Origin of the sequence: Arachidicoccus rhizosphaerae, assembly GCF_900107765.1 — a bacterium.
GTDB lineage: Bacteria > Bacteroidota > Bacteroidia > Chitinophagales > Chitinophagaceae > Arachidicoccus > Arachidicoccus rhizosphaerae.
The window spans coordinates 70,084-77,200 of record NZ_FNQY01000020.1 but is presented as its reverse complement, the minus strand read 5'-3'; the positions used below and the strand labels follow the sequence as shown (position 1 = coordinate 77,200).

The window sequence follows — 7,117 nt, the reverse complement described above, 5'->3', positions numbered from 1 at the left end:
TTTGATCATTAGACTGCCAAGGACGAGTCGCCCACTGAGAGGTTTTCTCCCTTCCGCAGAGCTGAATACTTTATCGTATACACCAACGATCCGGTCCCAGGGAATATTCCTGGCCAGGAAAACCCACCGGTTATTCAAGTCCAGCTGCTGCTCGAATGGGGTCTCAAAACCCTCGAAACTTAGCTGGTTGGGACTGCTATAAACCGGAGATGGTGCACGCTTTTTATAACTTCCACGCATAAAACCTTGCACTTTTTTAATGAAAAATCCACTGAAACCTCAATTTACATATAATTTGGCAGTTGTTCAGCAGACTCTAATTACAGCGAGATAATAAATTTAAATTTTGTGATCATTAAGATTCATATTAATTATTATATAAAATAATATCTAGATAATTAACATTAAACTATTTATACATTTCCAATAAAGTATTTTACATTTAATTTGGTTAATTTAAGATATTATTTACATTTGTATGGAGACAAAAATCAATAGCCTGCCCGAAAAACAGGCTCCCAAACAAAATCAAAAGGTCAAAAAATTCATAGTTCGCTATGGCGGACTATAAATCAATGAAATATCGTTTATTGTATAGCATTGGCTATTAATAAACTCATATAAACTTATCCAGTAGAGTCAGCTCCTACTGGTATTAGCTACAGTGAGAGGAATCCGACAAAACCTCACTCTTGTACTTGTAAATTGCCCCTGGTTCTCCAGGGGCTCTTTCGTTACTATCGCAATAGCTTCCATAATACGAATACCTGACTTTGTTAAAATTTACTGCCAACCGCGTTCTTTGGAACACAATTTGGGTCCTTTAAAAGTGTCAACTTCAAATTTCCACAGTTTAAATTCCGTAAACATGAAAACACCACAAAAAGAACCCCGAAAATTGTATACAACCGCTAAGTTCAATAATAGACTTTTCATTTTTATATTTATTCTGTTCATCGGGCTAGGCAGTTTATTCAGTTTGAATAGTTGCCATAGCCAACAAAATGAAGGTTCAACAGAAAATCAATATGACACGATTCAACAAAACCGGACCAATGACCATACCATGTCCAGTCAGCAACACGACGGGGTAAAAACACCAAAACCTGATTCCACCGCTCAGGCAGATACCACAGTTCGTCCCTGATTAAACCAGAAATTTTCCGGCCGCAAATATACAGTTATACTGCCTAACCTGTCCCACCCTGTTTTACAGGTGGCTTTATCTCTTTAATTTCAAATTGCCAGTAAAATATTGAGATTCTATCTTAAGGTTCAAAAAATAAATAGTGACTCAAAGATTTAATTTTTTTCATTGAAAATTTTGAAATTTATCAACCCTAAATAAACACAAACTACTGCTTAACAGCATATTAAGTCTAATTATAAAGAATATTGAATATTTTTTTATCGTCAAATCATTTCTAAACCAGTAGAGTTACTTATATTTGATGAGCCATTGCAGCGGTATATACTTGCAATAGTCAATACTCAATGGAATATTAGAAGACATCATTTGCCTATTCTTTGATTGGATGTCTTTTTAAGCTGAATGCGTGTTTATTTTATGCCATGGCGACACCTGTAGGCCATATAGGAATGTTGTACAAAATTGAAAAAAATATATGAAAGGTCTAAAATTTTACGATGAGCAGCATACACTGCTGACCATAGAACATGGTTTACCGGAACAACTAAACAAATATGCCATCAAAGATGCAGACGCTTATCACATTAACGTGGCAAAAGCTGGTTATATGCTCTTTCAGCATATTGCCGGCGGAATATGGGATATCTGGCTCAGCCATTATGTGTTTAATAGAAAAACGACGATTTATTGCGAAGGAGCCATTGAAGGAATAGAATTTCATAATATAATTGAGGGCTATGCTTTATATCAAAATGGCTATGATGAATGGCAGCATTTTGGCGTGGGGGATCATAACATTCTTTATAATCCAAAAATAAAATCCTCCGCAAGATTCAACCAAAACGTCGTAGTTACCTTTGATGTTCATTTATCCACCCAGACCTTTAAAGGGCTAACGGAACGTCAGCCGGCATTTAAAAAATGGGTCACCTATTTTAGCAAGGGTATTAATACCAGATTATACAAGACACCCGCCAATAAAAATATTTTTGTCCAGGCCATCCTGACGGAAGTCATAGAAAAATGCCAGTTGGCCTTATTTGACGGGAATAGCAATAAGGAATTACTTGGGAAATTTTTAGATTCAGTATTACATAATGAGACAATTAATTGTCCATATAATTATACATTTGAGGATGTCAAACATATCATTGAAACAAAGGACTTATTAAAGGCATCTGTAAATGAAAAAATAAAGGTCACTGAATTGGGAGCCAGTAGTCTGATGGGGAGCAAAAAATTCATCGAAGGTTTTAAAATGTTATTCGGTGTAGTACCTATTACTTTTTTAATCAGGGAGCGCATTAGGGTCTGCAAAAACATACTCTTACAAGAAAACAATCTCACCAATGACGATTATGCCACAATCATGAATTTTAATTCTGGTAGTCATTTTGCCAGAACCTTTAAAATGTTTGAAGGATGCACACCTAAAGAATATAAGAAAAGACATCTTGAAGAGATAAAATCATGGAGTTCCGCTAAATAAGTTATAATATTTATTATATACAATTTATTAAAATGGTCTTATATAATAAATTATTATTTAATGTTTGACAAATTAATGCTGTAAAGATTAACTGAAAAGTGCAGTATTTTTTTAGAAATTCTTCTGATATTTGTATTGCAATACAAAAAACAGTTTGCGGCCCATTAGAAAATTTTATTGATAGTATACTTACATTATAAAAAATCAAATACTCAATTAAAAACATCAAAAAAAGGGTTTGCTATATTTACAAAATGCAAAATTTGACATCTTATTTTAATTAGGCCTGGTTATAGATCACCATTACAATCGGGGCTGGCAGATTAGCTAAGAAGTATTCTACCAAAATAAATAAAAATTAATTTATAAAATGAATAAATAAAGCAGATAATTACAACCGGATTCACAATACGCTACCCGTCCTGTTATAGAGCAATACAATAAAAAACTGAGCCTTTGTAACAAAGAGCAGGTATGTAAAAACGCAACGACAATCAAGCAAGTGATTGCTTGCCTATGAATCACTTTGATTGTTTTCCTAAATGGAAAAACTTAGGGGGAAAATTGATTGGCTCCATTAAATCAACTTTTCCCCTTTTGTATTCAGGAAGTTGTAGTTAGAGATCCTATTCAAATCCAGATACAATAAACAATGCGTAACCAGTAGTATTAAATATTCTTAGCCATCATCCTCGGCTGGGTATTATTGGTTAATATATGAATGAGCTGCCCTGAGCGGTCATAACTAGCTACAAAGGGAAAATGCTGCACTTTATAATATTTCTGAACGATAAAACTATATCCTTCCGTACCAATAACAATCTGAGGATATTTTTCCAGTTTGAACCTTTTATAAAATGATCTGACAGCAGCCGTATCTTCATAAGTTATATATATAATTTCCCTGTCTGTTAAAGTATTAATTCTTTGGAGCAGGCTTTCAGTAAATTGTTCACATTCCTGACAAGTCGGTGAAAAATACACCAAGGTAACCTCCTTGTTTTTAGGCAAGTCTTTATAAGTATACGTTTTCCCATTAACCAATTCTATTTTAAAAGGTGCAATGGAAGATACCTGCTTTCTATATTTTCCACTCTGTGACTCCTGGAAGTTCTTTCCAAGCTCATCAATAATGGCTTTGCGCTTGGAAGCGCTGGCAAGCCCACTTCCCTTTTGGGCTATTATCTGACTATTACTATCAGAAACGTTGTCGTTAACATTAGCATTATTATTCCCCGATCGCTGTTGACCACATGCCGCCAATAAAAGACTGATTAGGCAAAAAAAAGTCCACTTAAGCCACTTGTCTGAATTTTGCATTACTTATAATATGAGCTCTTTGAAAAAAAAAGGTTATAACTGTTCTTATAAAAATATAATAAAACTGTAAGCTTAGCCTATTTTTTCTGCACGTAATTCCGGTTGAATAAGTCCTGATATACTTCCGTTGAGCTGTAAAGACGTCTCTATTTTTGAGCTCTCCCTAATTATTAATTTGGCATCAAGGATTGTAGTCATATATTGCCGAGCGTGAATTTGTTCCTTTAGACGCTTACTGACCAATAGTACTGCATTTTCTGCTAAGCTCTGAATTCCTTGTGCAATATAAGTTAGAGGCGCATAATAAAAATCAAATACTTCGCTCTGGTCAAAAGAAACCACAGAAATATCACCAGGCACTTTAATCCCAAGATTCTCAATTACCCGAAGACCGGCTATGGCTAAGGAATTGGTCGCAAATAATATACCGTCAACCTTATCCTGTAGATTAAATGCAGCTAGCATCTTCTGTTCAACTTTAGGAACCAGATTAGCATAGTTCACCTCCATGATTAATTCCGGGTTAACGGCAAGCCCATACTTTTCCATGGCTTTTAAGTAGCCGCTTTTTCTTTGATTAATGTGGGCCAGGTCCGTCTGGTAACTTAATAATGCAATATTACGCCGGCCCCCTAATATTAAATGCTCTACTGCCCGCATCGCTATTTCTCTATTATTAATTCTAACAGAGTCAGCGGGTAGCCCTGGGAAATACCGATCAACCAGCACAACCGGTTTTCCTGTTTGTTGCAACTTTTTGATTTGATTTTCGGTGCCGCTAACGGGACAGACGATAAAGGCATCCACCTGCCGGCTTAAAAACACGTCAATCAAATAACTACTTTTATATTCCTGTTCATCACTGGAACCAAAAAGTACAATATATCCCAACTCACGTGCGAATTCTTCGACTTTTTTAGCAAGGTCGGCAAAAAATGGATTAGAAATATCTGCCACAATCAGACCGATGGTCTTCGTTTGCCCCTTTCTTAGGCTTTTTGCAATCAAGTTAGGCTGATAATCAAGCAGCTTGGCCGCCTGTCTAATCTCGAGCACCTTTTGCTGGCTGACTCGAGCTTGTTTTTCTTTGCCATTCAGTACGTAAGACACCAAGGCAGTAGATACGCCGACATATTGGGCAATATCTTTTAATGAGGTTTTCTTTGCCATAATTGTAGGAGGTCTCCCACTTGCAATAGTGTTATCTTCAAGAATAACTACTATTAAAATGGGAAATTTTAATGGTATAACCTAATTAAACAATAAATACTATAACTAAAACAACAACCACAATCTGCAATGGCCTGAACCTGATTAACAATAGATGTTCATATTCCGATAGATTAGGTTAATCCAGGTCAATTTGTCTGTGCCAGCATACCCTGTTGTTGCGCTATCATTCTAAGGGAATGTCTGCATCTCGCACACAATCTCTGTTCATATCTCAATTTCCTCAATACATTATACTATCATGACCGAACTTTTTAGGGTCCAAAGACGCGCCAATCAAATTAATTGTATTACATATTCAAAAATAACCGATTGTACTTGTATAACCAAATTAACTTACGAATACTTTTCCCATTGCCCTTATCCCCTACTCCTACTCCAAAAAAAAATGCAATGCAGGTTTGCATCTTGTCCACTGCAAACGAACACTGCATATATGATTGGTAGAGGTTATGGATTGAAGCCCCTCCCCCAACACAATATTATCTGCCTCTATTCTTAGTTTATTCTATCTCCCTTTTTATTATTTTGTGTGCCATAATAATGGTGACAGATTTTATAAAGCGGGAAAATTAATAGTAGGCAAAAAAACAAATCCCACCAGCCATCTTCAACTAATGCGCCAATCAGGCCTACCATAATCAGTACAAACATTATTAACGGATATCCCCATAGGGTCCACCATCTTTTCAGCATGCCTTCGGAAACCCTTTGCTGAATATTCCCGCGACCATAAAGGATTTCTACACTCTCTTCTATATTTTTTTCGGTACGAGGTTGTTCCATCTTGTTTTTTCAGATTTACGTCTTACCCACCAGAGGTAAAGACCGGTGATCAGTACAATAATTGTGGCAATATCAAAGAGTGCCCAGATAATTTTCAGCGTCATGCCGCCATAATCCCCAAAGTGTAATGGTTCAGAGATAAACAATGTATTGACATACCAAGGCATTTTGCGTATATCAGTTAATGTTCCAGTCTTTGCGTCTATTAAAGCAGGCATCAATAAGCGGGCTGTTAGCGCGGTTTTTCCGCGCATAAAAACGGCATAATGATGCTGGCTGCTAAACATAGTCCCTGGAAAAGTTATAATGGAGGCATCCATATTGGGAGCTGCCTTTTTGGCCGTAGCAAGCGCCTCATCCAGGCTACTATAAGGTCTGGTGATTGGCTTCTGACCTTCATAGGGAGCAACCATTTCTTTCAACTGCCCTTGTTGCCAGAGCCCTAGCACCACATCACTCATGGCATTAATAATACCCGTAAAACCTACTACCGCCGTCCAGGCCAAAATAACAATCCCCAAAAGATTGTGTGTATCCAGCCATTTAAGTCGCTTTGATTTATATTTCCTGACCATCCCAAAATCAAACTTGCGCATAATTGGGCCATATAGCATCACCCCGGAGATCAGGGCAATCATGAATAAAATCCCCATCAGCCCTAAAAACAATTTCCCGCCGATGCCCAAAAACATATCCGTATGTAGCTCTAAAATCTTGTAAATCAGTGTATCCGTTCTTGGCTTCCCCATTATTTCTCCTGTTTTTTCATTTAGAGAAACATAATGGGAATGATCGGGTGGGGCATCTGGCTTGTCTGCCAGATCAAAAGTCACCATACCCGGATGATCTGCATCCCAGAAAACATAACGAATATGTTCAGCCGGATGCTCCTGCTGAGCCCGTACGGCCAGACTGTCTAGCAATATATCCGGAGCATTTTTATCCAACACCACTTCTTTCATATCCATCGTCAGGTGATCAATTTCCTCATGAAAAATCAGAGGCAGCCCTGTCAAGGAGAGCATTAATAAAAACAAAGTGCAAACCAGAGAGGTCCATTTATGCCAATAATACCACCTGCGCGCTGTTTTAACTTGCATAACTTATATAAATTTTAATCCAGTATTAATCCCGATTTAGTC

The 7,117-nt window shown here is 37.0% G+C and carries 6 protein-coding genes and 1 pseudogene; 2 read left to right on the top strand and 5 right to left on the bottom strand.

Going from position 1 to position 7,117, the window contains the following annotated elements:
• Window positions 1–240 (bottom strand): annotated as a pseudogene (locus tag BLU80_RS14960) (hypothetical protein); the annotation flags it as partial.
• A 628-nt stretch (window positions 241–868) separates the two neighbouring features.
• Between BLU80_RS14960 and BLU80_RS14955 the strand changes: the two are divergent.
• On the top strand, window positions 869–1,147 hold the full coding sequence (locus BLU80_RS14955; protein WP_091400063.1) for a hypothetical protein: 279 nt from the start codon (window positions 869–871) through the stop codon (window positions 1,145–1,147).
• Between the two features lie 478 nt (window positions 1,148–1,625).
• Complete coding sequence (locus tag BLU80_RS14950) at window positions 1,626–2,639, top strand: helix-turn-helix domain-containing protein (RefSeq protein ID WP_091400061.1); 1,014 nt, start codon at window positions 1,626–1,628, stop codon at window positions 2,637–2,639.
• Window positions 2,640–3,308: 669 nt separating this feature from the next.
• Here the strand turns inward: BLU80_RS14950 and BLU80_RS14945 are convergent.
• From BLU80_RS14945 to BLU80_RS14930, 4 genes are all read right to left on the bottom strand, one after another.
• Entirely contained in the window at window positions 3,309–3,959 is a 651-nt protein-coding gene (locus BLU80_RS14945; protein ID WP_091400059.1) for a TlpA family protein disulfide reductase, read from the bottom strand.
• Window positions 3,960–4,031: 72 nt separating this feature from the next.
• On the bottom strand, window positions 4,032–5,129 hold the full coding sequence (locus BLU80_RS14940) for a LacI family DNA-binding transcriptional regulator (RefSeq protein ID WP_091400057.1): 1,098 nt from the start codon (window positions 5,127–5,129) through the stop codon (window positions 4,032–4,034).
• 558 nt (window positions 5,130–5,687) lie between these two features.
• Window positions 5,688–5,975 carry a hypothetical protein gene (locus BLU80_RS14935; protein ID WP_091400055.1) on the bottom strand — a complete coding sequence of 96 codons (288 nt, stop codon included), beginning with the start codon at window positions 5,973–5,975 and terminating at the stop codon, window positions 5,688–5,690.
• Window positions 5,945–7,075: a PepSY-associated TM helix domain-containing protein gene (locus BLU80_RS14930; RefSeq protein WP_091400053.1), complete on the bottom strand. Its 1,131-nt coding sequence runs from the start codon at window positions 7,073–7,075 to the stop codon at window positions 5,945–5,947. The genes BLU80_RS14935 and BLU80_RS14930 overlap by 31 nt, the downstream gene beginning before the upstream one ends.
• Window positions 7,076–7,117 lie beyond the last annotated feature (42 nt).

What these genes read in the sequence shown, in the direction of transcription:
- BLU80_RS14955 (WP_091400063.1), top strand. Translation starts at nt 869, where the DNA reads ATGAAAACACCACAAAAAGAACCCCGAAAATTGTATACAACCGCTAAG.
- BLU80_RS14950 (WP_091400061.1), top strand. Translation starts at nt 1,626, where the DNA reads ATGAAAGGTCTAAAATTTTACGATGAGCAGCATACACTGCTGACCATA.
- BLU80_RS14945 (WP_091400059.1), bottom strand. Translation starts at nt 3,959, where the DNA reads ATGCAAAATTCAGACAAGTGGCTTAAGTGGACTTTTTTTTGCCTAATC.
- BLU80_RS14940 (WP_091400057.1), bottom strand. Translation starts at nt 5,129, where the DNA reads ATGGCAAAGAAAACCTCATTAAAAGATATTGCCCAATATGTCGGCGTA.
- BLU80_RS14935 (WP_091400055.1), bottom strand. Translation starts at nt 5,975, where the DNA reads ATGGAACAACCTCGTACCGAAAAAAATATAGAAGAGAGTGTAGAAATC.
- BLU80_RS14930 (WP_091400053.1), bottom strand. Translation starts at nt 7,075, where the DNA reads ATGCAAGTTAAAACAGCGCGCAGGTGGTATTATTGGCATAAATGGACC.